This window comes from Streptomyces yokosukanensis (assembly GCF_001514035.1).
Classification (GTDB): Bacteria; Actinomycetota; Actinomycetes; order Streptomycetales; family Streptomycetaceae; genus Streptomyces; species Streptomyces yokosukanensis.
Genome location: NZ_KQ948212.1, coordinates 301850 through 327525, shown reverse-complemented (window position 1 = coordinate 327525; position 25676 = coordinate 301850). Strand labels below are relative to the sequence as shown.

23 protein-coding genes are annotated in these 25676 nt (G+C 71.6%); 11 read left to right on the top strand and 12 right to left on the bottom strand.

Translation table 11 applies throughout. The features are described from left to right. Positions 1-344: 344 nt before the first annotated feature. The 7 genes from AQI95_RS19265 to AQI95_RS19235 all read right to left on the bottom strand — a co-directional run bounded on the left by AQI95_RS19265 (position 345) and on the right by AQI95_RS19235 (position 5892). Positions 345-1730, bottom strand: coding sequence for an 8-oxoguanine deaminase (locus AQI95_RS19265; RefSeq protein ID WP_067124636.1), 1386 nt, complete (start codon positions 1728-1730; stop codon positions 345-347). 70 nt (positions 1731-1800) lie between these two features. After that, a complete protein-coding gene (locus AQI95_RS19260) occupies positions 1801-3213 on the bottom strand; it encodes a nucleobase:cation symporter-2 family protein (RefSeq protein WP_067124634.1) in 1413 nt (470 codons plus the stop codon). Positions 3214-3277: 64 nt separating this feature from the next. Further along, the gene (gene pucL, locus AQI95_RS19255) at positions 3278-4201 is read right to left on the bottom strand and encodes a factor-independent urate hydroxylase (protein ID WP_067124631.1); all 924 of its coding nucleotides are present in this window, start codon (positions 4199-4201) and stop codon (positions 3278-3280) included. Positions 4202-4207: 6 nt separating this feature from the next. Continuing rightward, positions 4208-4600 (bottom strand): hydroxyisourate hydrolase, encoded by a 393-nt coding sequence (gene uraH / locus AQI95_RS19250; protein WP_067124629.1) that lies wholly within the window; start codon positions 4598-4600, stop codon positions 4208-4210. A gap of 4 nt (positions 4601-4604) precedes the next feature. After that, positions 4605-5117, bottom strand: coding sequence for a 2-oxo-4-hydroxy-4-carboxy-5-ureidoimidazoline decarboxylase (gene uraD, locus AQI95_RS19245; protein ID WP_067124626.1), 513 nt, complete (start codon positions 5115-5117; stop codon positions 4605-4607). Positions 5118-5269: 152 nt separating this feature from the next. Then, positions 5270-5632 carry a helix-turn-helix domain-containing protein gene (locus tag AQI95_RS19240; protein WP_067124623.1) on the bottom strand — a complete coding sequence of 121 codons (363 nt, stop codon included), beginning with the start codon at positions 5630-5632 and terminating at the stop codon, positions 5270-5272. Then, positions 5629-5892 (bottom strand): YkoF family thiamine-binding protein, encoded by a 264-nt coding sequence (locus AQI95_RS19235; protein WP_079071329.1) that lies wholly within the window; start codon positions 5890-5892, stop codon positions 5629-5631. Before AQI95_RS19235 ends, AQI95_RS19240 begins: the two co-directional genes overlap by 4 nt. Before the next feature lie 148 nt (positions 5893-6040). Between AQI95_RS19235 and AQI95_RS19230 the strand changes: the two genes are divergently transcribed. The 4 genes from AQI95_RS19230 to AQI95_RS19215 all read left to right on the top strand — a co-directional run bounded on the left by AQI95_RS19230 (position 6041) and on the right by AQI95_RS19215 (position 10117). Continuing rightward, the gene (locus AQI95_RS19230; RefSeq protein ID WP_067124617.1) at positions 6041-6880 is read left to right on the top strand and encodes a TIM barrel protein; all 840 of its coding nucleotides are present in this window, start codon (positions 6041-6043) and stop codon (positions 6878-6880) included. Between the two features lie 42 nt (positions 6881-6922). Beyond that, entirely contained in the window at positions 6923-7813 is an 891-nt protein-coding gene (locus tag AQI95_RS19225; protein ID WP_067124614.1) for a 2-hydroxy-3-oxopropionate reductase, read from the top strand. A gap of 199 nt (positions 7814-8012) precedes the next feature. Then, a complete protein-coding gene (locus AQI95_RS19220) occupies positions 8013-9476 on the top strand; it encodes a catalase (protein ID WP_067124611.1) in 1464 nt (487 codons plus the stop codon). Positions 9477-9883: 407 nt separating this feature from the next. Next, the gene (locus AQI95_RS19215; protein WP_023545789.1) at positions 9884-10117 is read left to right on the top strand and encodes a hypothetical protein; all 234 of its coding nucleotides are present in this window, start codon (positions 9884-9886) and stop codon (positions 10115-10117) included. Positions 10118-10231: 114 nt separating this feature from the next. On the opposite strand, the gene gcl is transcribed toward AQI95_RS19215, so the two are convergent. Beyond that, the gene (gene gcl, locus AQI95_RS19210) at positions 10232-12019 is read right to left on the bottom strand and encodes a glyoxylate carboligase (protein WP_107121688.1); all 1788 of its coding nucleotides are present in this window, start codon (positions 12017-12019) and stop codon (positions 10232-10234) included. A 196-nt stretch (positions 12020-12215) separates the two neighbouring features. Between gcl and AQI95_RS19205 the strand changes: the two genes are divergently transcribed. Continuing rightward, on the top strand, positions 12216-13115 hold the full coding sequence (locus tag AQI95_RS19205) for a hypothetical protein (RefSeq protein ID WP_425264886.1): 900 nt from the start codon (positions 12216-12218) through the stop codon (positions 13113-13115). A gap of 89 nt (positions 13116-13204) precedes the next feature. Here the strand turns inward: AQI95_RS19205 and AQI95_RS19200 are convergent, their stop codons facing one another. Further along, complete coding sequence (locus AQI95_RS19200) at positions 13205-14833, bottom strand: AMP-binding protein (protein ID WP_067124606.1); 1629 nt, start codon at positions 14831-14833, stop codon at positions 13205-13207. Next, complete coding sequence (locus tag AQI95_RS19195; protein ID WP_067124602.1) at positions 14830-16503, bottom strand: AMP-binding protein; 1674 nt, start codon at positions 16501-16503, stop codon at positions 14830-14832. The genes AQI95_RS19200 and AQI95_RS19195 overlap by 4 nt, the downstream gene beginning before the upstream one ends. Positions 16504-16617: 114 nt before the next feature. Here AQI95_RS19195 and AQI95_RS19190 point away from each other — a divergent pair, with 114 nt between their 5' ends. The 3 genes from AQI95_RS19190 to AQI95_RS19180 all read left to right on the top strand — a co-directional run bounded on the left by AQI95_RS19190 (position 16618) and on the right by AQI95_RS19180 (position 21429). Next, the gene (locus tag AQI95_RS19190; protein WP_067124599.1) at positions 16618-17448 is read left to right on the top strand and encodes a helix-turn-helix transcriptional regulator; all 831 of its coding nucleotides are present in this window, start codon (positions 16618-16620) and stop codon (positions 17446-17448) included. Positions 17449-17599: 151 nt separating this feature from the next. Beyond that, positions 17600-20431: an ATP-binding protein gene (locus AQI95_RS19185; protein ID WP_067124596.1), complete on the top strand. Its 2832-nt coding sequence runs from the start codon at positions 17600-17602 to the stop codon at positions 20429-20431. 206 nt (positions 20432-20637) lie between these two features. Further along, positions 20638-21429, top strand: coding sequence for a S1 family peptidase (locus tag AQI95_RS19180; RefSeq protein WP_067124593.1), 792 nt, complete (start codon positions 20638-20640; stop codon positions 21427-21429). A gap of 109 nt (positions 21430-21538) precedes the next feature. Here AQI95_RS19180 and dmpI read toward each other — a convergent pair whose 3' ends face one another. Beyond that, on the bottom strand, positions 21539-21721 hold the full coding sequence (gene dmpI, locus AQI95_RS19175; RefSeq protein ID WP_023545801.1) for a 4-oxalocrotonate tautomerase DmpI: 183 nt from the start codon (positions 21719-21721) through the stop codon (positions 21539-21541). Positions 21722-21813: 92 nt separating this feature from the next. Next, the gene (locus tag AQI95_RS19170) at positions 21814-22680 is read right to left on the bottom strand and encodes a LysR family transcriptional regulator (protein WP_067124590.1); all 867 of its coding nucleotides are present in this window, start codon (positions 22678-22680) and stop codon (positions 21814-21816) included. 67 nt (positions 22681-22747) lie between these two features. Between AQI95_RS19170 and AQI95_RS19165 the strand changes: the two genes are divergently transcribed. The 3 genes from AQI95_RS19165 (at position 22748) to AQI95_RS19155 (ending at position 25203) form a co-directional block, all read left to right on the top strand. Continuing rightward, positions 22748-23032, top strand: coding sequence for a glutaredoxin domain-containing protein (locus AQI95_RS19165; protein ID WP_341849469.1), 285 nt, complete (start codon positions 22748-22750; stop codon positions 23030-23032). A 127-nt stretch (positions 23033-23159) separates the two neighbouring features. After that, positions 23160-24308, top strand: coding sequence for a magnesium and cobalt transport protein CorA (locus AQI95_RS19160; RefSeq protein ID WP_067124587.1), 1149 nt, complete (start codon positions 23160-23162; stop codon positions 24306-24308). A gap of 46 nt (positions 24309-24354) precedes the next feature. Then, positions 24355-25203 carry a patatin-like phospholipase family protein gene (locus AQI95_RS19155; RefSeq protein ID WP_067124584.1) on the top strand — a complete coding sequence of 283 codons (849 nt, stop codon included), beginning with the start codon at positions 24355-24357 and terminating at the stop codon, positions 25201-25203. Positions 25204-25676: the final 473 nt, after the last annotated feature.

Here is a 25676-nt window from a genome sequence, read left to right as displayed (position 1 = left end):
CGGAACAGCTGCCATGGACCCCGCTCGGGTCCACGGACCCCGGTCGAAAGCCGTCCCTCCCGACCGGAGCGTTCCCGGCGTGCCGCCCCCTTCGGGCGACCGCCGTGTCCTGGGGCGAGCCGCCCTCACGGGGCGGGCCGCCTTGTCACCGGCAGGCCGGCCGCATGTTCCGGCCTGCCGGGTCCTTCGACGGACCGCCCGTACGGGGCGACCGCCTGGTTTGTCGACGGGCGACCCGTGCGGGGCGCTCGTCGGGTCCTTCGGTGGAGCCGCTGCGGACGGCTTCGCCGAAGGTGTCCGGCGGGCCGGCCGTGGGAGGGGCCGGCCCCCGGAGTCGGTGGGGGTCAGGCCTGGGCGGCGATCCGGGCGAGGCGCTGGGCCTGCTCGCGGGTGGAGCGGGCGATGGCGTCCTCGTCCACCGTGGCCAGACGGCCGTTCTCCACGATCTGCTCGCCGTTGACGAAGGACGCGGTCACCGGGGCCGCCGCGCCGAAGACCAGCGCGGTCACCGGGTCGGCGATGGAGGCGTGGGCGAGGGTGTCCATCTTCCACAGCACGACGTCGGCCAGCTTGCCGGGCTCCAGGGAGCCGATCTGGTCGCCCCGGCCGAGGACCTCGGCGCCGCCGTGGGTGCCGAGCCTGAGCGCCTGGCGGGCGTTGAGCGCGGCCTCGCGGTGAGTGCCGAGACGGTTGATCAGCAGGGCGTTGCGCAGTTCGGTGTGCAGCTCGCCGGACTCGTTCGACGCCGTACCGTCGACGCCGAGGCCGACCGGGACGCCCGCCCGGAGCATGTCGGGGACGCGGGCGATGCCGGCGGCGAGGCGGGCGTTGGACGAGGGGCAGTGGGCGACACCGGTCTTCGTACGGGCGAAGGCGGCGATGTCGGAGTCGTTCATGTGGACGCAGTGCGCCATCCACACGTCCTCACCGAGCCAGCCGGTGGACTCGAAGTAGTCCGTCGGGCCCATGCCGAACAGCTCGTGGCAGAACTTCTCCTCCTCCACGGTCTCCGAGCCGTGGGTGTGCAGCCGTACGCCGAGGCGGCGGGCCAACTCGGCACCCTGCTTGAGGAGTTCGGTGGAGACGGAGAACGGGGAGCAGGGGGCGACGGCCACCTGGGTCATGGCGTCGAAGGAGGCGTCGTGGTGCTGCTTGACGGTCTCCTCGGTCGCCTCGAGCGCGCCCTGGAGCGTCTCGACGGCGAAGTCCGGCGGCAGGCCGCCGTCCTTCTCGCTGCGGTCCATCGAGCCACGGGCCAGCGTGAAGCGGACGCCCATCTCGGAGGCGGCCCGGATGATGGAACCGGACAGGTCGCCGGAGCCGTGCGGGAAGACGTAGTGGTGGTCCATGGCGGTGGTGACACCGCCGCGGGCCATCATGGCGAGGGAGCCTTGCGCGGCCGCGTACGTCATCTGCTCGTCGATGCGCGCCCAGGTGGGGTAGAGCGCCACCAGCCAGTTGAACAGGTTGTGGTCGGTGGCCAGGCCCCGGGTGATCCACTGGTAGAAGTGGTGGTGGGTGTTGACGAGACCGGGCGTGGCCAGATGGCCGCTCGCGTCGATCCGGCGGACCACGTTCTCCAGGCCGGCGGGGGCCTGGCCCGCGCCGACCGACTCGATACGGTTGCCGGCGAGGACGAGGTACCCCGAGGCGTACTCGGTGTCGCCCGCGTCCACGGTCGCGATCGCACAGTTCTCGATGACGATGCGCTGGGCTGCCGATGGTGCCATGGTGCGTCCTTGTCTTTCAGTGGCGGTCCGTGGACCGAAGGGGTGTCCACGGGGAGGGCACGGCAGGACCCTAGGAGGATTTGAGTGCCGGGGCGGGGTTGCCGCTCCGGGTGCCGAGATGGTGGAAGAACAGATTGAGCAGGACGGCGACGAGCGCGCCCGCGCTGATGCCGGAGCCGAGCACGGTCTGCGCCCAGGCCGGGAAGCCGGCGTAGAAGGTCGGTGCGGCCAGCGGGATGATGCCGGCGCCGAGCGCCACGGCGACCAGGATGATGTTGGAGCTGTCGTCCAGGCCCGCCTCGGACAGCGTACGGATGCCGCTGACCGCGATGGAGCCGAAGAGCACGATGCCCGCGCCGCCCAGGACCGGCATGGGGACCAGCGAGACGACCGCGCCGAGCACCGGGAAGGCGCCGAGGACGAGCAGCGCGCCGCCCGCGACGGCGACGACATAGCGGCTGCGCACCCGGGTGAGGGAGACGACGCCGACGTTCTGGGCGAAGGCGGAGGTGGGGAAGCCGCCGAAGACCGGACCGAGCAGGGTGGCGATGCCGTCGGTGCGCAGGCCCCGGGTGATGGTCCGGGCGTCCGTGCGGCGCTCGCAGATCTCGCCGAGGGCCAGCATGCCGGCGCTGGACTCGGTCATCAGGACCAGCATCACGATGCACAGCGACAGGATGGCCGCGGGCTGGAACTGGGGGGCACCGAAGGCGAACGGCGCGGGCAGCGCGGCGAGCGGCGCGGACTTCAGGGCGCCGAAGTCGGCCATGCCGAACGGGATGGCGGCCAGGGTGCCGATGAGCAGCCCGAACAGCAGGGCGACCTGCTTGACGAAGCCGCGGCCGAAACGCTGGATCAGCAGGATGACGGCGAGCGTGAACCCGGCGAGCGCGAGGTGGTGCATGGCGCCGAAGTCCGGGGCGTTCTTGTCGCCGCCCTGCGCCCAGCTCACCGGGACCGGCATCAGCGTGACACCGATCAGGGTGATGACGACGCCGGTGACCAGGGGCGGGAAGAAGCGCAGCAGCCGCCCGAAGAACGGGCCGACCGCGAGGCAGAACACGCCGGCGACCATCACCGCGCCGTAGATCGCGGGGAGTTGGTGCCCCCTGCCGTTGGTCTCGGCGATCGCGAGGATCGGGGCGATGCCCGCGGAGGAGGCGGCGTTGACGAAGGGCAGCCGGTTGCCGACGAGGCCCTTGACGCCGAGGGTCTGCAGGATGGTCGCGACGCCCGCGATGAGCAGGCTCGCGGCGATGAGCCGGGTGCGGGCCGCGAGGTCGAGTCCGCAGGCCTGGCCGATGATGAGCGGAGGAGTGACGACGCCCGCGTACATGGCGGCGATGTGCTGGAGCGCGGCGGGGACGAGCCGCGAGACAGGAAGCTTCTCGTCCACCGGGTGCACGGACGTGACGGCGTCCTCGGTGTGCACCGGCGGGGTGGAACAGGGGGCTTCGGCCGGCCCCTGTGCAGGCTGTGCCATGGGGTTCCCTCCGGTGTGGCGTGTCCCCGGCCCAGGTGGGGGGACCGGGGGCACGCGTCCCGCGTCAGAGGTTGGTCATGTCGACCGGGATCTTCGGCTCGCAGCCGTCCCGGAGGATGGTCGCCTCGATCAGGCCGTAGGGCCGGTCGGCGGCGTAGTAGACCTCGTTGTCGTTCTTGAGCCCGAAGGGCTCCAGGTCGACCAGGAAGTGGTGCTTGTTCGGCAGCGAGAAGCGGACCTCGTCGATCTCGCTGCGGTTGTTGATGATGCGCGCGCCCATCTGGTACAGCGTCTGCTGCAGCGAGAGGGAGTACGTCTCGGCGAAGGCCTGGAGCATGTGCTTCTTGACCTGCTCGTAGGACTTCTCCCAGTTGGGCATCTTCTGCTCGTCGTCGGTCCAGTTGAACCGCCAGCGGCTGGAGACCTGGGTGGCCAGGATGCGGTCGTACGCCTCCTGGAGGGTCGTGTACTTGTCCTTGACGTAGCCCCAGAACTCGGAGTTGGTCGAGTTCATCACGACCAGGTCCTTCAGGCCGGAGACGACCTCCCACTTCTCACCGTCGAAGGTGATCTGGGTGACGCGGGTCTCCTGGCCCTTGCGGACGAAGGAGTGCTTGACCTCGTCGGCGCCGATGAACTTGGAGTTGGCGTCGGAGGTCCCGATCCGCTCCCAGGCGTACTCCTCGATGCGGATCCGCGCGGTCTTGATCGGTTCCTGCGAGGTGACGAAGTGGCGGGCGAGGTGGATGCCGAACTGCTCGGCGGACTCGATGCCGTGCTCCTTGGCGAACGCGAACACCGTGTTCTTGGTGGTGTCGGTCGGCAGGACGTTGGCGTTGGAGCCGGAGTAGTGGACCTCCTCCATGTCGCCGCTCAGGGCGACGGAGACGTTGAGGTCCTTGATGTGGTGGGTGGCGCCGTCCCGCGTGATCTTTACGACTCGGTTCTCAGCCTTGCCGTACTGGTTCTGTCCCAGGATCGTGGGCATCTTCTGCTAGCTCCCTCGGTAAACGGAGTAGCCGAACGGGTTGAGCAGCAGCGGTACGTGGTAATGCTCCCCGGGCTTCACGGCGAAAGTGATCGCCACCTCGGGGAAGAACACGGCACCGCTGTCCCGATTCGCGGGGGCGTCCTGCTGCGCATCGGCTTGCTTCTTCTCGAAATACGCCTCGACGGCGAAGTCGAGTCGTACGTGTGTGATTCCCTCCGGCAGGGCCGGCAGGTCCTTGCACCGCCCGTCCGCGTCGGTCGCGGAGCCGCCGAGCGTCTGCCACTGCGCGTCACGCCCCGCGCGGGCGGACAGCTGGACGGCGACGCCTTCGGCGGGGCGGCCGATCGAGGTGTCCAGGATGTGGGTGGACACGGAGGCGGTGGTGCTGGTGCTCATGGTGTCAGGCGTCCTGTTCGACGAGTCGGGCCAGTCGGATGCGGTTGATCTTGCCCAGCTCGGTGCGGACGATCTCCCGCTCCTGCTCCGGCGCGTTGCCGATCCTCTCCTTGACCGCGTCCCGCATCTGCTCACCGGTGCGACCGGTGGCGCAGATCAGGAACACATGGCCGAACTTCTCCTGGTACGCCAGGTTCAGTTCGAGCATCTCGGCCTTGAGCCCCTCGGCGGCGCCGGCCATACCGGCCTGCTCCCGCGCGGACGTGGGGTCACCGGGCTTCGGGCGGCCGATCGGCGGGTGCCCCGCCATGGCCTCCTCCAGGTCCGCCGTGGTCAGCTCGGCCATGGCGGCGTCACTGGCGGCGTAGAGCTGGCCGGGGGTGGCGTAGGGGCGGGCGGCGAGCAGTCGCCGGGCCCACTCGGTGGAGGCGCACGCCTCATGGAGGGCGGCGCGGGCCGCGGGCTCCCCCAGGTCGTTGAACCGGGCCAGGCCCGGGGGCGTGGAAGTCGAAGTCACGGGAGCCTCCGTGGCCGGATTCGGCCTTCGTGCTGAAGCGGGCTGCCGATAGCTAACGCTCCCGGAAACGCCACGTCAACACTTTGTTGAAAAATCCGCGTAACAAGACGAGCCGGTCCTGGGCGGCGCGGGCGCCGCGGACGGTTGGCCGATCAGGCACCCTTCTCGCGGTTGAGGTAGTTGTAGACCGTGAAGCGGCTGACGCCGAGCGCGCCCGCCACGGTCTCCACACCGTGCCGCACGGCGAAGGCGCCCCGCGCCTCCAGCGTACGCACGATCTCCTGCTTGGCCTTGCGGTCCAGGTCGGCCAGCGGACGGCCCTGCCGGCGCTCCATGGCGGCCAGGATGTGATCCAGGGAGTCGGCGAGCTGGGGCAGGCGCACGGCGACGACATCGACGCCCTCCCAGGCGAGCACGACGTCCTCGGGACCGGCCTCGTCCGGCGGGAGCATCTCCGCACCCATGGCGTCGACCAGCGGCTTCACGGCCACGATGAAGGGCTCGTCCCCGGTCATCTATCCCCCTCCCCGATCCCGTCGTCGATCACGTTGACCTGGAGCGAGATCCGGGTGGCACCGGCCTCCAGGCTCTTGCGCAGCAGCGCGTCCACGGCGGTGAGCACGCGGCTCGCGCCCCCCTCGGCCGTGTTGCCGAACGGCCCGACGTCCACGGCGTCCAGTTCGGCCGTCTCGATGACCTCCCGCGCCACCAGGGCGTGCGCGGGCGCCTCGTCCAGGTCGAAGGGTTCGGTCGTGAACTCCACTCTCAATCGCACGCGCTCAACCTAGCGCCCGGTGGCAGGTTTCGGGCGACCGGTGACCGACCCCCCTTGACAAGCACCGACACACGACGGCAATCTTCCATTAAGCAGAAACGAACTTCCGCATTACGGAATCTCGACTACGGAAGGGAGCGCGGCCCGAATGGGATTCGCAGACCAGCGCTTCAACGTCAACCTGTCGATCCTCTTCACGGAACTCCCGCTCCTGGAGCGCCCCGCGGCCGCCGCCGCGGCGGGCTTCACGGCGGTCGAGCTGTGGTGGCCCTGGGTCGACTCCCCCACCCCCGAGCGGTCCGAGCGGGGCGCCCTGAAGAAGGCGATCGAGGACGCGGGCGTCCAGCTCACGGGCCTGAACTTCTACGCCGGACAGCTGCCGGGCCCCGACCGCGGCGCCCTGTCGATCCCCGGTGAGGAGTCGGACAGGTTCCGCGCCAACATCGACGTGGCCGTCGACTTCGCGGCCTCCCTCGGCTGCACGACGTTCAACGCCCTGTACGGCAACCGCGTCGACGGGGTGGACCCGGCCGAGCAGGACGCGCTCGCCCTGGAGAACCTCGTCCTCGCGGCCCGCGCCGTCGGTCGCGTCGAGGGCACCGTCCTGATCGAGGCCCTCAACCAGCCCGAGTCGCCGAAGTGCCCGATCGTGAGCGCGCCCAAGGCGATCGAGATCGTGGACAAGCTCAACGCGGCGACGGGCCTCGGGAACGCGAAGTTCCTCATGGACCTGTACCACCTGTCCATGAACGGCGAGGACCTGCCGTCGGTGATCGAGCGGTACGCCGCGAAGACCGGCCACGTCCAGATCGCCGACAACCCCGGCCGCGGCGCCCCCGGGACGGGTTCGCTCCCGCTGGAGGAGCTGCTGGACCAGCTGACGAAAGCCGGTTACGACGGCTGGGTGGGCCTCGAGTACAAGCCGGGCGACCGCCCGAGCGCCGAGTCCTTCGAGTGGCTCCCGCGCGAAGCGCGCGCCGCGCGCTGAACCCCCCGACTTTGCAGAGCAGTTGAGAGAGGCACCCCCATCATGAGCAACCTCCCCAAGATCGCGTGGATCGGCCTCGGCATCATGGGCTCCCCCATGTCCGAGAACCTGATCAAGGCGGGTTACGACGTCACCGGCTTCACCCTGGAGCAGGACAAGCTGGACCGCCTGGCCGCCGCCGGCGGCACGGCCGCCCCCTCGATCGCCGAGGCCGTGCGCGACGCCGACGTGGTCATCACGATGGTGCCCGCGTCCCCGCACGTCGAGGCCATCTCCTACGGCCCCGAGGGCATCCTGGAGAACGCCCGCAAGGGCGCCCTGCTGATCGACATGTCCTCGATCACCCCGCAGACCTCCGTCGACCTGGCCGCCGCGGCCAAGGACAAGGGCATCCGGGTGCTCGACGCCCCGGTGTCCGGCGGCGAGGCCGGCGCCATCGAGGCCGTGCTGTCGATCATGGTCGGCGGCGAGCAGGCCGACTTCGACATCGCCAAGCCGATCTTCGACGCCCTCGGCAGGACCATCGTGCTGTGCGGCCCGCACGGCTCCGGCCAGACCGTGAAGGCGGCCAACCAGCTGATCGTCGCCGTGAACATCCAGGCCTGCGCCGAGGCCGTGGTCTTCCTGGAGAAGTCGGGCGTGGACCTCGCGGCCGCGCTGGACGTCCTCAACGGCGGCCTCGCGGGCTCGACCGTGCTGACGCGCAAGAAGGACAACTTCCTGAACCGCGACTTCAAGCCGGGCTTCCGCATCGACCTGCACCACAAGGACATGGGCATCGTGACCGACGCCGCCCGCAACGTCGGTGCCGCGCTGCCGGTCGGCGCCGTGGTCGCCCAGCTGGTCGCCTCGCTGCGCACCCAGGGCGACGGCGGTCTGGACCACTCGGCCCTGCTGCGGGCCGTGGAGCGCCTCTCCGGCGCCCAGGTCTGACCCACCCAGAGCTTCCGGGCGGCGTCGCCGCTGACACCTGTCCTGTCGCGCCCAGGCGTCGGCGCCGCCCGGAATCACCTTGAGATCGAATTCAACAAACTGTTGACGTTCGGATTGCCCCACTTCTAGGCTCCACAAGACTTCTAGGCTCCACAAAGCGGAAGAAGATTTCCGCTGCCATCCGCACGGAAGGTCCACGATGTCGAAGCGCGTGCTCACGACAGAGTCCGGCGCACCGGTCGCCGACAACCAGAACTCCGCCTCCGCCGGCGTCGGCGGCCCGCTCCTGCTCCAGGACCAGCAGCTCCTGGAGAAGCTCGCGCGCTTCAACCGCGAGCGCATCCCGGAGCGCGTGGTGCACGCCCGTGGCTCCGGCGCGTACGGCCACTTCGAGGTGACCGACGACGTCACCGGCTTCACCCACGCCGACTTCCTGAGCGAGATCGGCAAGCGCACCGAGGTCTTCCTGCGCTTCTCCACGGTCGCCGACTCCCTCGGCGGCGCCGACGCCGTCCGCGACCCGCGCGGCTTCGCGCTGAAGTTCTACACCGAGGAGGGCAACTACGACCTCGTCGGCAACAACACCCCGGTGTTCTTCATCAAGGACCCGATCAAGTTCCCCGACTTCATCCACTCGCAGAAGCGGGACCCGTTCACCGGCAAGCAGGAGCCGGACAACGTCTGGGACTTCTGGGCGCACGCCCCCGAGGCCACGCACCAGGTGACCTGGCTGATGGGCGACCGCGGCATCCCGGCGTCGTACCGCCACATGAACGGCTACGGCTCGCACACCTACCAGTGGACGAACGCCTCGGGCGAGGCCTTCTTCGTCAAGTACCACTTCAAGACGAACCAGGGCATCCGCTCCCTGAGCGGCGAGCAGGCCGCGGAGCTGGTGGGCAAGGACGCCAACTCCCACCAGACGGACCTGCTCCAGGCGATCGAGCGCGGCGTGCACCCGTCGTGGACCCTCTACGTCCAGATCATGCCGGCGGCCGAGGCGGCGGACTACCGCTTCAACCCGTTCGACCTGACCAAGATCTGGCCGCACAAGGACTACCCGCTGCAGCGCGTGGGCCGCCTGGTCCTCGACCGCAACCCGGACAACGTCTTCGCCGAGGTCGAGCAGGCCGCCTTCTCCCCGAACAACTTCGTTCCGGGCATCGGCCCCTCCCCCGACAAGATGCTCCAGGGCCGCCTGTTCGCCTACGCGGACGCGCACCGCTACCGCCTGGGCGTCAACCACACCCAGCTCGCCGTGAACGCCCCGAAGGCGGTCCCGGGCGGCGCCCAGAACTACGGCCGCGACGGCTTCATGGCGGCCAACGGCCAGGGCCGCGGCGCCAAGAACTACGAGCCGAACTCCTACGACGGCCCGGCGGAGACCGGCCGCCCGCTCTCGGCCCCCCTGGCGGTGTCCGGCTACACCGGCAACCACACCGCCCCGCTCCACACCAAGGACGACGACTTCTTCCAGGCGGGCGAGCTGTACCGCCTGATGTCCGAGGAGGAGAAGTCCCGTCTCGTCGCGAACATCGCCGGCGGCCTGTCGCAGGTCTCCCGCGACGACGTGATCGAGAAGAACCTGGCCCACTTCCACGCCGCCGACCCGGAGTACGGCAAGCGCGTGGAGGAGGCGGTCCGCGCCCTGCGCGAGGACTGAGGCCAGCAACCCGCAAGCAGCGTACGGAATCCGACGGGAGGTCAGGATTTCGCACGCGGCCCGCGCGGCACGCCGGACGGCCCGGATGAGGGGTGGTCGTACGGCGGTGGGCGCGGGCAGGGCGAGGACCGTGGCGGCGTGCGAGCCAGTGCGGTGGTGAAGGACCGAGTCCCCTTCTCGACCAGAGGGAAGGGGCACCCGGTTCCGTCGCATCCGCCGCGGTCCCACCCAGCCCCCTGAACGGGGGCCACCCGCCCCGTCCGGCGGCGCGAACGACCTGTCGCGCCCAGCCTCGCGCCGTCGGACGGCCATCATCAGGACACGAAGCGCTCCCCCACCGAGGGGGAGCGCTTCGTGCTGTTCGGGCTCGGCGTGCGCGTCCGCCGTATCCGCAGGACGCTGAAGCCATGGGCAATCCGACGCACTACCCGCACATCGTGGTCCACTCCCCCGCCCTGGACGGCTCCCGGCGGGTCACCGAGGGGGACGTGACCCTGGGGATCGCCTCGCATCTGGACGACGTCGTGGAGATCCTGCGGCTGGCCGACCTGGACCGCATCGAGGTGGAGGAGAGCGATCTCATCGAGTGGCAGGGCGGCGGGCCCGACGACTGGCCGGGGCTCTCGGAGCACGAGCTGTAGCGGCCGGGGGCACGGCAGCGGCCGCAACCGGGCCACGCCGTCCCCGCATCGAGCGGGGACGCCGAAGGGCGGCCCGTCCGAGTGGACGGGCCGCCCTTGGCGTGTGCGGCGGCGTCAGACCTTCAGCGGCTTGATCGAGGTCGGCGCGTGGCCCGGCTCGGTGGCCAGCTCCTCGAACTCGGAGATGTCGCTGATGTCCATGGTGCGGCTCATCGAGATGTTGGTGATCCGCTCCAGGATCGCCTCGACGACGACCGGCACCTGGTACTCGGCGGCCAGCTTCTTCGCCTGCTCGAAGGCCGCGCCCAGCTGGTCCGGCTCGGTGACCCGGATCGCCTTGCAGCCGAGGCCCTCGGCGACCTTGACGTGGTCGACGCCGTAGACGCCCAGCTCCGGCGCGTTGATGTTCTCGAACTCCAGGTTGACCTGGAAGTTGATGTCTAGGCCGATCTGCGCCTGCCGGATCAGGCCCAGGTAGGCGTTGTTCACCAGGACGTGGACGTACGGGATCCTGTGCTGGGCGGCGACCGCCAGCTCCTCGATCAGGAACTGGAAGTCGTAGTCACCGGACAGGGCGACGACCGGGGAGTCCGGGTCGGCCTTGGCGACGCCGATCGCGGCCGGGATGGTCCAGCCGAGCGGGCCGGCCTGGCCGCAGTTGATCCAGTGCCGCGGCTTGTAGACGTGCAGCATCTGCGCGCCGGCGATCTGGGAGAGGCCGATGGTGGTGACGTACCGGGTGTCCGGCCCGAAGGCCTTGTTCATCTCCTCGTACACGCGCTGCGGCTTCATCGGCACGTTGTCGAAGTGGGTACGGCGCAGCAGCGTGGCCTTGCGCTCCTGGGTCGAGGCGACCCAGTCGGCGCGGTCGGGCAGCTTGCCCGCGGCCTTCAGCTCCTTGGCGACCTCGACGAACAGCTCCAGCGCCGCCTTGGCGTCGGAGACGACACCGTAGTCCGGCGGGAAGATCTTGCCGATCTGGGTGGGCTCGATGTCGACGTGGACGAACTTGCGCTCGCCCCGGTAGACGTCGAGCTTGTAGCCGGTGTGGCGGTTGGCCCAGCGGTTGCCGATGCCGAGGACGAAGTCCGACTCCAGGAAGTTGGCGTTGCCGTAGCGGTGCGAGGTCTGCACGCCGACCATGCCGGCGTTCAGCTCGTGGTCGTCGGCCAGCGTGCCCCAGCCCATCAGGGTCGGGATCACCGGGGTCCGGGTCAGCTCGGCGAACTCGACCAGCAGGTCGGCGGCGTCGGCGCCGATGATGCCGCCGCCGGCGACGATCACCGGGCGCTCGGAGGCGAGCAGGAAGGAGATCGCCTTCTCGATCTGGGCGCGGGTCGCGGCCGGCTTGTAGACGGGCAGCGGCTCGTACGTCTCCGGGTCGAACTCGATCTCGGTGAGCTGGACGTCGATCGGCAGGTCGATCAGGACCGGGCCGGGACGGCCGGAGCGCATCAGATGGAAGGCCTGCTGGAAGACGCCGGGGACCTGCGCGGCCTCCAGGACGGTGACCGCCATCTTCGTGACCGGCTTGGCGATCGAGGCGATGTCGACGGCTTGGAAGTCCTCCTTGTGGATCACGCTGGTGGGCGCCTGGCCCGTGATGCACAGGATCGGGATGGAGTCGCCGATGGCCGAGTACAGGCCGGTGATCATGTCGGTGCCGGCCGGGCCGGAGGTGCCGATGCAGACGCCGATGTTGCCCGGCTTGGTGCGGGTGTACCCCTCGGCCATGTGCGAGGCGCCCTCGACATGGCGGGCGAGGGTGTGGCTGATCCCGCCGCCCTCCTTGAGGGCCTTGTAGAAGGGGTTGATCGCCGCGCCCGGCACACCGAAGGCGTCGGTGACGCCCTCGCGCTTGAGGATCTCAACTGCCGCGCGGGCAGCGGTCATACGAGCCATCGAGTACTCCTGCTTCGGCTGTCGGATGCGTACTCCCGTCGCGCCCCGCGGTGAGCACATCTCCAAGGTGTCAAATTTCCGCATTGTGGAACTTAACTTCTACTATCTGGAATCAATGTAGAAGCGTGCGCCAAAGTCGTCAAGAGAGGCCGGAGACCTGGCAAGCGCCGGACAAGCAGGGTGGAAGAGGAGGACGATGAGACCGCCGTCCCGACGCGACGCCTGGGAGTGGGCCATGCCCGAGAGCGTGCCGGTGCACTGTCCGGCCTGCCGACGCGAGCACATCTATGCCGCGCCGGTGTATCCGTGTGCGTGCGGCGCGCCCACCGCCCCGCGGCTCGATCGGGCGGCGGAGCCGGTCGTGTCGGAGCACCGGGCCTGGGACGACGAGTGGATCGCGCTGCCCTGCACCGTCTGCCACCGCCGCAACCATTGGCCGCACCCGGAGCTGGGCTGCCCCTGCGGCACGGTCCTGCGCATCCCGGTGACCGGCCCCACGCCCTCGTCGCACACCCCGGCATCCGGAACGGACTCGACACCGGGATCGAAGCCGACGCCGGGGAAGGGGCCGACGGCACGTCCGGGGCCAGGCGCGGACCCGGCACCCGGTGCGGATGCGGTGCCGCCGTCGGAGTCGGGCGCGTCACCCGCGCGGCCGGCCTCCCCCGCGCACCCCGCGCCCGCGTCCGCCACCCGACCCGGTGCCCGTGCCGCCCGCCCCGCCTTCCAGCCGCGCACCATCCGCACCGCCCGCGACGCCGTCACCACCGCCGCGGTCTATCTGCGCTGGCTCGGCTATCAAGGCATCCGGCGGGCCGACCAGCGCCCGCCCAACGGCATCGGGCTCGCCGCCCACGGCCTCCTCGCCCAGGTGGACCCCACGGTCCGCCCGGCGGCGCCCCGGGACGTGGAGTGCCTGTGGCTGACGGCGATGACGGAGTCCGCGGACTGCGTGTACTTCTCCCTGGCCGGCTACACGGACGACGCCCGCAGCCAGGCCGACACCCTGCGCGTCCCGCTGTTCGTCCTCGACCTCACGGGCCTGCCCCGCCCGGTCAACACACCGGCCGACGAGCTGAGCGCCGACGGGGTCTGACGCGGCGAGGCCCCCGTCGCGCAGGTACGGCCGTGCCGCTCACCTCACCGACACCGCGCGCAGCATCGATCTCGGCGCCGCACCCCACGTCATCCGGCCGTCGTGTCCGAAGTCGCGTACTTCTCGCGCAGTTCGACCTTGCGCACCTTTCCGCTCACCGTCATGGGGAAGGCGTCCAGAATGCGGAGCCTGCTGGGGATCTTGTAGTGCGCGATCCGGTCCTCGCAGAAGGCGCGCAGCTCCTGGAGGGTGAGCGGGTCGGCCGCGTCGTACGGGATGACGCAGGCGAGGACCTCCTCGCCGTACTTCTCGTGCGGCACCCCGACGACCTGCACGTCCCTGATCTTCGGATGGGCGTGGAGGAACTCCTCGATCTCGCGCGGGTAGATGTTCTCGCCGCCTCGGATGATCATGTCCTTGATCCGGCCGACGATCTCGACATAGCCGTCCTCGCGCATCACCGCCAGGTCCCCGGTGTGCATCCAGCGGCCCGCGTCGACGGCCTCGGCGGTCTTCTCGGGCTCGTTCCAGTAGCCGAGCATCACGCTGTAGCCGCGGGTGCACAACTCGCCCGCCGTGCCGCGCGGCCGGGTGACCCCGGTGGCCGGGTCGACGACCTTGACCTCCAGGTGCGGCAGGACCCGGCCGACGGTGCCGGTGCGGTGCTCCAGGTCGTCGTCCCGGCGGGTCTGCAGTGACACGGGGGACGTCTCGGTCATGCCGTAGCAGATGGAGACCTCGGCCATGTTCATCTCGGCGACGACCCGCTTCATCACCTCCACCGGGCACGACGAACCCGCCATGATGCCGGTGCGCAGGGACGAGAGGTCGTACGCGGCGAAATCGGGCAGGTTCAGCTCGGCGATGAACATGGTCGGCACTCCGTACAGGGAGGTGCAGCGCTCCTGCTCCACCGCCCGCAGGGTGGCCCCGGGCTCGAAGGACGGGGCCGGGACGACCACGCAGGCACCGTGCGAGGTGGCCGCGAGGTTGCCCATCACCATGCCGAAGCAGTGGTAGAACGGCACCGGGACGCAGATCCTGTCCTGCTCGCTGTAGGCGAGCAACTCCGCCACGGAGTACGCGTTGTTGAGGATGTTGTGGTGGGACAGGGTGGCACCCTTCGGGAAGCCCGTGGTTCCCGAGGTGTACTGGATGTTGATGGGGTCGTCACAGGACAACGAGGCTTCGCGCGCCCGCAGTTCCTCGGGCCGGCCGGCCGCACCGCGCGCGGTGAACGCCTCCCAGCTCGGATCACCGAAGTACACGGTCTCCCGCAACCGCGGGCAACGGCCGCGCACTTCCTCGACCATCCCCCGGTAGTCGCTCGTCCTGTGGCTGAGCGAGGCGAACAGCAGGGAGATGCCGGCCTGGCCGAGGACGAACTCCACCTCGTGGGAGCGGTACGCCGGGTTGATGTTGACCATGACGGCGCCGACGCGGGCGGTGGCGTACTGCACCAGCGCCCACTCGGCGCAGTTCACCGCCCAGATCCCGACCCGGTCGCCCTTGGCTACCCCGCTCGCCAGCAGGGCGTGCGCCAACCGCTCGACGTCGGCGGCGAACGCGGCGTACGTCCAGCGCCGCCCGGCGGCCACGTCGACCAGGGCCTCACGGTCCGGCCAGGTGGCCACGGTCCGGTCGAGGTCGGCGCCGATGGTGTCGCCGAGCAGGGCGGTGGCGCCGGTTCCGTGCGTGTACGACGGCGACGCGGTCATCGGAAGTCCTCCTCGCGGTACTCGTTCGCCGAGCCCTGGGCCGTCGCCTCGCGCAGCTCGATCCGGCGGATCTTGCCGGAGACGGTCTTGGGCAGCGCGCCGAACTCCAGCCGGCGGATGCGCTTGTAGGGGGCGAGTACCTCACGGGAGTGCTCGAAGACGGCCTTCGCGGTGTCCGGGCCGGGCTCGAAGCCCTCGGCGAGGACGACGTACGCCTTCGGCACCGCGAGGCGCAGCTCGTCCGGCGCGGGCACGACGGCGGCCTCGGCCACCGCCTCGTGCTCCAGCAGCGCGCTCTCCAGCTCGAAGGGGCTGATCTTGTAGTCGGAGGCCTTGAAGACGTCGTCCGCGCGGCCGACGTAGGTCAGATAGCCCTCCTCGTCGCGGGAGGCGATGTCGCCGGTGCGGTAGAAGCCGCCCGCCATGGCCTCGGCCGTACGGTCCGGGTCGCCGTGGTAGCCGGTCATCACGCCGACCGGCCGCTCGGACAGGTCGAGGGCGATCTCGCCCTCGGCGGCGCCGGGCGCGCCGGAGACCGGGTCGAGCAGTTCCACCCGGTAGCCGGGGCTCGGGCGGCCCATGGAGCCGGTCTTGAGCGGCTGACCGGGGCTGTTGGAGACCTGCACGGCGGTCTCGGTCTGCCCGAAGCCGTCCCGGACGGTGACGCCCCAGGCCCGCCGGACCTGCTCGATGACCTCGGGGTTGAGCGGCTCGCCGGCGGCCACCGCCTCACGCGGCGGGGTGGCGAGCAGGCCGAGGTCGGCCTGGATGAGCATGCGCCACACGGTCGGCGGGGCGCAGAAGGTGCTCACCCGGGCCCGGTCCATCTCGGCCATCAGCCGGGCCGCGTCGAAGCGGGTGTAGTTGAAGAGGAAGACGGTCGCCTCGGCGTTCCACGGCGCGAACAGATTGGACCAGGCGTGCTTGGCCCAACCCGGCGAGGAGATGTTCAGATGCACGTCCGCGGGCTTGAGGCCGATCCAGTACATCGTCGCCAGATGCCCGATCGGGTACGAGGTGTGGGTCTGCTCGACCAGCTTGGGCCGGGCCGTCGTCCCGGAGGTGAAGTAGAGCATCAGCGGGTCGTCGGCCAGGGTGGGGCCGTCGGGGAGGAACGCGGCGGGGGCGGTGTAGGCGTCCTCGTACGGCTCCCAGCCCGGCGCGGGTGCCGCGCCGACCGCGATCCGGGTGTAGGCGCCGGGCACGTCGGCGAACTTCGCGGTGTCCTCGGCCCGCGCGATCACATGCCTGACCCGGCCCCGCGCCACCCGGTCGCGCAGATCGGCGGGTCCCAGCAGCGGTGTGGCCGGGATGACCACCGCGCGCAGCTTCATGGCGGCCAGCGCGGTCTCCCACAGCTCGGCCTGGTTGCCGAGCATCACGAGGACGCGGTCCTCGGCGGCGACCCCCCGTGCGCGCAGCCGGTTGGCGACCCGGTTCGACCGTTCGGCCAGCTCGGCGAAGGACAGCCGGGTCTCGGCGCCGCCCTCCTCGACGATGTGCAGCGCGGTCCGGTCGTTGCCGGCGGCGATCGCGTCGAACCAGTCCAGCGCCCAGTTGAAGTGCGTGGGCCGCGGCCAGGTGAAACCCTCGTAGGCGGTGGCGTAGTCCGCACGGTGCTCCAGCAGGAAGTCCCGGGCCCTGCGGAACGTCTCCGTCGCCGTCGTCATCTGGTTCCTCCTCGTTACCCGACCATTGCCGGGCGGCTCTCTGGCATCGTCTAATCCGTGATGCAGGTCTCACTACCCCCGAACGGGGGTGGGGACGGCAGAAGGGGCGAACTCGTGACGGCAGACGCGGCGGGGACGGTGGAGATCGGCGGCGCGCTGGCCCGGCTGCGGCGGGCGACCGGGCTTCCCGTCGCCTTCGGCGGCCTGGTCGAGTCCGGCCGGCCGCAGATCCGGATCAGCGAGCTGAGCGGTACGACCACGACCGCCCTGCGCTCGCTCGCGGTGACCTCCGGCAGCGGGCTCGGCGGCAAGTCGGTGGCGCTGGCCCGGCCGTGCGCGGTGACGGACTACTCCAGCTCGCGGCAGATCAGCCACGAGTACGACGTGCCGGTGGCCGCGGAGGGCATCCGCTCGGTCCTCGCCGTTCCGGTGGTGGTGCGCCGTCGGGTGCGCGGGGTGCTCTACGGCGCGCTGCGCTCGGCCGAGCCGCTCGGCGACCGCACGCTGGGCGCGGCCATGGCCGTCGCCCGCGACGTGGAGCAGGCGCTGGTGGTGCGCGACGAGGCGCGGGGGCTGCTGGCGGCGGCCCGGCCGGACCCCGGCGGCCCCGAGCGGGGTGCCGCCTGGGAGCAGGTGCGCGAGGCGCATGCGGCCCTGCGGGCGCTGGCCCCGCGCATCGCCGATCCTGGCCTGCGCGCCGAACTGCTCGCGGCCTGCGGCTTGTTGACCGCGCCGCGACGAGCCGGTGGCGTGACCCTGGCGCCGCGCGAGCTGGACGTGCTGTCCTGGGTGGCGGCGGGGGCGACCAACGTGGCGGTGGCCGAGCGGCTGGGGCTGCGCCCGGAGACGGTCAAGGGCTATCTGCGCTCGGCGATGCGGAAGCTGGGCGCGCACACCCGAGGGGAGGCGGTGACCGCGGCCCGCAGGGCGGGGCTGCTGCCGTGACGCCGGGCGGTGAGCAAACCTGCCCATTCAAGCGGAGCACCCCGAATTTCCCCGCGCTTGACCGTTTGTTATTTCCCTCACCACGGCTTCCGTCCGAATTTCAAGGATCGTTGCCTAGAATTTGGCCCGGACACGACACACGAGGGGAGCGGTGACCGTGCGACGGGACTTCCAGGAGCCTGCCAGGTGCCGCCCCGACCTGGTCATCGGCCGCGAGGACCTGTTCGCCGGCGCCCGTGACCAACTCGCCTCGGGCGGCAGCGTGCTGCTCCACGGTCCCGCCGGAATAGGGAAATCCACCGTCCTGCGGGCATTGACCGAGGAATACGGCGCCACCGCGCACACCGTGTTGCGGTGCTCGGCCACCGAGTCCGAATCCCACCTTCCGTTTCTCGCCCTCGCCGACCTCCTCGGACTGGTCCTCGACGACGTCTCCCCCCAGTTGCCCCCGGCCCAGCGCACCGCCCTGGAGTCGGCGCTGACCGGCCGCGGCGAGTCCAGCCTCCAGCGGGACGGCCTCGCCCTGCGCCTCGCGGTGCTCTCCGCGCTGCGCGCGCTGGCCGCGCAGGGCGGTGTCCTCGTCGTCGCCGACGACCTGCAGTGGCTGGACCCGGCCAGCGCCGAACTGCTCGGCTTCGCCGCCCGCCGTCTGGAGGGCACCCCGGTACAGCTGCTGTGCGCGGTCCGCACCGAGGGGCAGGAGAGCCAGGAGTACGACCGGCATCTGCGCTCCTGCCCGCCCGGCACCCTCGCGGTGCGGCTGGGGCCGCTCTCCCGCGCCCAGGTCGCCCAGTTGCTGGACCACCGCGGCCACGGCTCGCTGCCCCGCTCCACCGTGCGCGAGATCCACCGCACCTCCGGCGGCAACCCGCTGTTCGCCCTGGAACTCGGCCGTGCCCTCGCCGAGAGCCCCACCCCGCCCCGGCCCGGCGAACCCCTGCCGGTGCCGACCTCGCTGCGCGCCCTGGTCCTCAGCCGCCTGGACATGCTCTCCGTCGAGGCCCGCCGCACCCTGCTCGTGGCCAGCGCCGGCGCCCGCCCCACCCCGGCGCTGCTGCACGCGGCCGGGCGGGAGAACGCCGAGGCCGAATGCGCCCAGGCCGCCGAACTCGGCCTGCTGGCCACCGAGCCCGACGCGCCGGCCGTACGGTTCGCGCACCCGCTGATCTCCGCCGCGCTGTACGCGGAGGCACCCGCGCACGAGCGGCGCGCCGCGCACGCGGCCCTGTCCACGGCCGCCTCCGACCCGATCGAACGGGCCCGGCACCTGGCCCTGGCCAGCAGCGGCACCGATCCGGAGGTCGCCGCCCGGCTCGCCGGGGCCGCGGCCCTCGCCCGGGACCGCGGCGCCCCCTCGGTCGCCGCCCATCTGGGGCTGCTGGCCGCCCGGCGCACCCCCGCCGACGGCACGCCGAGCCCGCAGGAGCGCCGGCTGCAGGCCGCCGAGGACGCGATCACGGCGGGCGAGCTGGACCTGGCCCGGGACATCGCCCGCGAGGTGCTGTCGCGGGCGAGTGTGCCCGCCGACCGGGTGCGCGCCTGGATCATCGTCATCGACAGCGCCGGCCACACCATGGCCGAGGTCGACGCGGTCTTCCCGCAGGCCCTCGCCGACGCCGGCGACGACCCCCGGCTGCTGGCCCTGGTCCACTACCAGCTGGCCTGGCGCGCGCTGATCGTGGAGGGCGACTTCACCGAGGCCCGCGAGGCCGCCGCGCACGCCGCCGAGCTGGCCGCCCGCGGCAAGGACCGGCGCACCGAGCTGCTCTCCCTCGCCTTCCAGGCGCAGACCGAGACCCTGATGGGTCATCCGGAGGCGCCGAGGACCATCAAACGCGCCCTGAAGGAACCTCAGGACCCCAGGGTGGCGTGGCACCACAACGGGGCGGGCAGCGCCCGGTTCCGCTGGCTGGTCATGGGCGACCAGCTGACCGAGGCCCGCGCGACGGTGACCGCACTGCTGCGCGAGGTGCGCCGGCGCGGCTCGGTGGAGAGCGAGGTGCACTTCCTGCGCGGGCTCGCCGAGACCGAACTGCGCGCCGGGCACTGCGGGCGCGCCCTGGAGCTGGCCCGCGACAGCCTGCGCCTCGCCCGTGACTCCGGGATCGGCGAGACCGCCTCGGCGATGCTCACCTCGCTCGCGGAGGCTTCCGGCGGCGATGTGGACCGGGCCCTCTCCCTCGCGCGGGAGGCGGTGGAGCACGCCGAGGAGGACGGCGACCAGATGTACCTCTCCCGGGCCCTGGGCGCGCTCGGGTACGCCCAGTTGGTGGCCGGGGATCCGGCGGGCACGGTCCGTTCGCTGCGCCGGGTGCGCCGGCTGGAGCTGGGGCTGGGCATCACCGACCCGGCGCGCGGCCGCTGGCAGGGGGACCTCGCCGAGGCACTGGTCCGAATCGGTGAACCGGCCGAGGCGCAGGACGTCATCGACACGAGCCGCGAGCACGCCCTCAGACTCGGCCGAGAGAGCGTCCTCGCCGTCCTCGACCGCGCCGAGGCCCTGGTCAGGGCCGCCCAGGGCGAGCTGGAGGCCGCCGTGGGCCAGCTGACGTCCGCTCAGGACCGGCTCGGCAAACTCGGCTACGGGCTGGAGGAGGCGCGGGCGGCGTTCGCGCTCGCCCGGCTGCGCGGCCGACGCCCCGGTTCCACCGCTGCGTTCGACGAGGCCACCCGGATGTTCCGGCGCTGCCGTGCGCTGCCCTGGCTCCGCCAAGTGGACGAATCCCTCACCACCCCCGAGCCGGAACCGGCGCCGGCCGCCTCCGACGCCCTGGAGGGGCTGGACGGTCTTCAGGCGCTGGCCGCCATGGAACGTCAGGTCGCCGCGCTGGTCATGGAAGGCGCCACCAACCGGGAGATCGCCGCCCGGCTGTTCATCAGCGTGAAGACGGTGGAGGCGACGCTGACCCGGGTCTACCGGAAGCTGGGGATCCGATCGCGCGTGGATATCGTCCGATTGGCGGCGGCTCGCCGCGCGAAGTGAGAACGCGGCCGGTTAACTGAACCGGACCGAGGGTTTTCCCTCACCCAACCCCCTAGGGGGTTCCCTCATTGGGAGCCGAGGGTTCCGGGTCCTAGCGTAAAGGGCGTGCCGCTCGCCCGGGCATACGGGGGTCGGTCCCGCGACCCCCGTGCACAACCCCCACACCCGGCGACCCCCCACCGGTGCAACCCCCACTGAGGAGACTCATGTTCGGGCTCAGATGTGCCAGAAAGACCGCCGCGACGGTGGTGGCGACCGCCGCCGCCGCGGCGACCGCGCTGCTCGCCTCCCCCACGGCGAGCGCCGCCCCGCAGCCCATCGTCGGCGGTACGACCACCACCACGGCGGAGTACCCGTTCGTCGTGCAGATCACCGACGCGTCCGGCAACCAGTTCTGCGGTGGCACCCTGGTGGCCGCGAAGAAGGTCGTGACGGCCGCGCACTGCATGGCCGGCGAGTCCAGCGGCAACGTCCGCGTGGTCGGCGGCCGGACCTTTCTGAACGGCTCCGACGGCACGGTCAGCAAGGTCAGCAAGATCTGGGTCAACCCGGACTACACGGACGCCACCAACGGCAACGACGTGGCCGTGCTGACCCTCTCGACGGCGATGCCGTACACCCCGGCGTCGTACGTCTCCTCGTCCCAGACGGGCGTGTACACGGCCGGCACCACGGCGCGGATCCTCGGCTGGGGGACCACCTCGGAGAACGGCAGCTCCTCCAACCAGCTGCGGACCGCGACCGTCCCGGTCGTGGCCGACACCAGCTGCAAGACTTCTTACGGTTCGGACTTCGTCCAGTCCGACATGGTGTGCGCCGGACTCACCACCGGCGGCGTAGACACCTGCCAGGGCGACAGCGGCGGTCCCCTGCTCATCGGGGGCGTCCTGGCAGGGATCACTTCCTGGGGCGAGGGTTGCGCGGAGGCCGGTTACCCGGGTGTGTACACCCGGCTGACCACCTTCTCGGACCTCGTGACCGCGCAGGTCAACTCGTGACCCGGAAGACCTCCCGAGCATCCCTCGGGTAGATGCCAGGGGGGCGCTGCGAGCCACCACGAGCGGCCCGCAGCGCCTCCCTATCCACGTGCCCCCGTGGGACGCGGGGCTACTTGTCGGCCGTGAGCTTCCCGGCCGCACCCCAGCTGTCCGCGGGGACCTCGTGGATCCACACCTGCACGGTCTCCGCCGGGATCCGGTACGCGTCGACGAAGGCGTCGGTGACCCGCTTGACCAGCTCCCGCTTCAGCTCGGCATCGCGCGGGCCCTGCTGGATGGTGACGATCGGCATGGCTGAACTCCCTTGAGCGGTGTTCCGGTTCGGTGGGCCCAGTCCATCGCGAGCCGCGCCCCGGACCAAGGAGCAGTCCGCGACCGCGGCGATCAGTCTTCGTGATCGCCGCAGGCCAGGAGCAGTTTCTGCAGATGCGGGGAGGGGTCGGCGGCGGGCACCGCGAGACCGGTGGCCAGGGCCAGTCCGGGCGCGCGGAAGGGGACGTACGCCACCCGGGGCGTGGCCAGCACGCGCGCGTGCGAGGCGTAGACGACCGTCCACAGCGGCCGGGCGCCGATGGTGGCGAGGGTGTCGTGCAGGGTGCCGCCGGCCGGTGCGGGCACCGGCTCGAACCCGGCCGTGCGGCAGGCGCCGACGACCAGGTCCACCAGGGCGGGGTTGGCGCGGCGCGGGGTGAGGGCGAGGGGCAGCCCGGCGAGATCGGCGAGGTCGATCTCGTCCCGTCGCGCGAGCGGGTGCGCGGCCGGCAGGGCGGCGACGAGCGGATCGGGCCACAAGGGCACCACGCGCACCCCGGCCGGGGGTTCGGCCGAGCGGACGAACGCGGCGTCCAGCAGGCCCGCCGCAACCCGGGCGAGCCGTTCACCGGCCGGCAGCGAGACCAGCTCCACCGGCACCTCGGGCGACCGCGCGGCGAACGCGGCCAGCACCCGGTCCAGATGCTCGCCGAGCCCGGTGCTGGTGCCGAGGCGCAGCCCGGCGGGCGCCGCCACCGCGGCCCGCGCCCGCTCCGCCGCCGTGAGCACCGCCCGCGCCTCGGGCAGCAGCCGCTCCCCCGCCCCGGTCAGCCGCACCCTGCGCGGCGAGCGGTCGAACAGCTCGGCGCCCAGCTCCCGCTCCAGCCGCTGTATCTGCTGGCTGACCGCCGACTGCACGATGTGCAGCCGCTCGGCCGCCCGCCCGAAGTGCAACTCCTCGGCGACGGCGACGAAATAGCTGAGCTGGCGGAGTTCCATGGGCCGACTGTAGAGGTGCGACGACCCGCCCCTCTACGCTGAGCGGATCGGACGGCGTACCGGGAGGGTGAGCGCGCTGAGCGAGGATCACGAGGGCGTGGTGGTCCACTGGCGGCCCATGTGCCCGTACTGCATGAAGCTGCGCGTGAAGCTGGCGTTCACCCGCCTGCGCCACACCCGGGTCGACATCTGGCGGGACCCGGAGGCGGCCGCGTTCGTCCGTTCCGTCGCGGACGGGAAGGAGACCGTGCCGACCGTGACGGTGGCCGGCCGGGCGCTGGTCGATCCGTCGCTGCGGCAGCTGAGGGAGACGATCGAGGCGCACGCCCCCCACCTGCTGTCGCGGACCTGACGGGGCCGCGACTCCCACCCGATCCTGCACTGCGGTGGAGCCCGGCCGCGGCGGGTACGCGGATATCCTTTCCTCCTATCCCCGCTGAGTGATCACGCAGACGCAAGGCTCGACGGAGAGGCGGCCGATGTCCGAGCGAGAGAGCGGCAGGAACGGCGGACGCAGGTCCGTCTGGCGCCGCGCCCCCACCCCGCCCCAGCCACCCCTCGCCGAGAGCCCCGCGCCCACCTCCGCCGCGGCGGACGGTGCCGAGCCGGCGAGCATCGTCCAGGCGGCGCTGTACCGCGACGGCGTCCGCGTCTCCTCCCCAGCCACGCTGGCCGAGACCTTCCGCGAGCTGCGCAAGCAGCCCTCGGGCATGGCCTGGATCGGCCTCGCCCGGCCCACCGGGGCCGATCTGCACTCGCTGGCCGCCGAATTCGATCTGCACCCGCTCGCGGTGGAGGACGCGATGGAGGCGCACCAGCGGCCGAAACTGGAGCGCTACGGCGCCACCCTGTTCGTGGTGCTGCGCGCCGCCCGCTATCTGGACGCCTCGGAGGAGGTCGACTTCGGCGAGCTGCATGTGTTCGTCGGCCCGGACTTCGTCATCACGGTCCGCCACGGCGCGGCACCGGACCTGTCGGCGGTCCGCCATCGCATGGAGGACTCCCCCGAACTGCTCGGACTCGGTCCCGAGGCGGTGCTGTACGCGATCCTCGACGCGGTCGTCGACGGCTACGCCCCGGTGGTCTCGGGTGTGCAGATCGACGTCGACGAGATCGAGACCGAGGTGTTCCGCGGCGACCCCGAGGTGTCCCGCCGGATCTACGAACTCTCCCGGGAGATGGTGGAGTTCCAGCGCGCCACCCGCCCGCTCGTCGGCATGCTGCACGCGCTGATGGCCGGCTTCGCCAAGTACGAGACCGACGAGGAACTCCAGCGCTATCTGCGGGACGTCGCCGACCACGTCACCCACATCAGCGAACGCGTGGACGTCTTCCGTCAGGCCCTCACGGAGATCCTCACGGTCAACGCGACCCTGGTCACCCAGCAGCAGAACGCGGAGATGCGGGCGCTGGCGGAGGCGGGCTTCGAGCAGAACGAGGAGGTCAAGAAGATCTCTTCATGGGCGGCCATCCTCTTCGCGCCCACCCTGGTCGGCACGATCTACGGCATGAACTTCGACAACATGCCGGAACTGCACTGGTTGTTCGGCTACCCGTTCGCGATCGGGCTGATGGGCGTGGTCTGTCTGACGCTGTACCTCGTGTTCAAGAAGCGGGACTGGCTGTAGGGCACCGGTGACGACCGGTGCGTTCGAGGAACCTCAAGGAGCAGAGATGACCGAGGCGTTGGTACTGGGCGGCGGCGGTGTGGGCGGGATCGCGTGGATGACCGGGCTGCTGGCGGGGCTCGCGGACGCCGGGCAGGACGTCAGCGGGGCCGATCTGCTCGTGGGGACCTCGGCCGGGGCCACCGTGGCGGCCCAACTGGGCAGCGGGCTGGGCCTGGAGGAGCTGTACGCCCGGCAGGTGGATCCCGCGCTGCAGTCCGCCGAGATCATGGCCGAGATGGATCTGGAGAAGTTCGCGGCGGAGATCGGCGCCGCCCTGGGCTCCGCCGCCTCCGTGCCGCAGCTGCGCCGCGAGGTCGGCCGGGTCGCGCTCGGGTCGCGGACCGTGTCCGAGGAGGCCCGGCGCGCGGTGATCGAGTCGCGGCTGCCGGCGCACGGCTGGCCGGAGCGCGCGCTGAAGGTCGTCGCGGTGGACGCCGGGAGCGGCGAACCGGTCGTCTTCGAACGCGCCTCGGGCGTCCCCCTGGTGGACGCCGTCGCGGCGAGCTGCGCCGTGCCGGGCGTATGGCCGCCGGTGACGATCGGCGACCGCCGCTACGTCGACGGCGGGGTGCGCTCCATCGCCAACGTCGACCTCGCCGCCGGTGCGGACCGGGTGCTGGTGATCGTGCCGCTGGGCATCACCGAGCCCTTCGCCAGCGAGCAGCCGCTGGAGCGAGCCGTGGAGGAGCTGCGCGCCCAGGGCGCGGAAGTCGTCCTCATCGCCCCGGACGAGGCCTCGGCGACGGCCATCGGCGACAACCCCCTGAACCCGGCCACCCGCGCCCCGTCCGCCGAGGCGGGCCGCGCCCAGGCCCGGACGCTGGCCCTCCCGTGGACCCGCCGCACACCCTGACCGACTCCGCCGCGACCGGCCCGAGGGGCTGTCCGACGGGTCCGGCCGGGTGTCGGGGCGGTGCCTTCTCGGCGCGGCTGAGCGGGGTCTGGTGCGTGCGAGCGCAAGGCGGAGGAGGGAGTCGACGGTGGGGGTCCCCCCCGCGCGAGCGCGGTCGAGCGTGGGGGAGCGTCGGCGACCGACGCCAACACGGCTGGGGGCACCCCCTCTGGAGGAGTGCGTGCCAGACCCCGCGTGCCCGGCAGGACCCATCGGACAGGCCCAAGGGCCTGTCCGGCGGATCAGGCCGGAGGAAAGCAGCGGTGCCTCGTCGGCTCACGTGAGAGGGGCTTGGTGCGCGCAGCTGCAAGGCGGAGGAGGGAGTCGACGGTGGGGGTCCCCCGCGCGAGCGCGGTCGAGCGTGGGGGAGCGTCGGTGAGTGACGACAACGCCGCAGATGGGCGTGCCAAGCCCCGCGTCTCCGGCAAGATCCG